Annotated in this window: 1 protein-coding gene; it reads right to left on the bottom strand. The window is 60.4% G+C overall.

What is annotated here, in order from left to right:
• A partial coding sequence (locus tag DNK49_RS23650) for an RHS repeat domain-containing protein (protein ID WP_133255195.1) occupies positions 1-255 on the bottom strand: 255 nt, incomplete at both ends.

Genomic DNA, 255 nt, shown 5'->3' on the forward strand with positions numbered 1-255 from the left:
GTGGATCGGTCACGGAGCGCAGTTGGCCAGCTGCGTTCCAGCTATAGGTGGTCGTCTGGCCGGCCGCATCGGTAAAGGTCAGTGGCCGGTGGGCGGTGTTCCAGGTGTAGCTCGCCAGCATGGCATAGCCGTTGATGCTGCCGGGGGCGTTACTTTTCTGTCGCACCGAAACGACATCGATTCCATTGGCGGCATAGTCGATCCGTGTTTCGCGATTGAGCGGGTCGACCAAACCCGTGATGTTGCCTCGGTCAT

Source organism: Parazoarcus communis SWub3 = DSM 12120, from assembly GCF_003226565.1.
In the GTDB taxonomy this organism is placed as follows: Bacteria; Pseudomonadota; Gammaproteobacteria; order Burkholderiales; family Rhodocyclaceae; genus Parazoarcus; species Parazoarcus communis.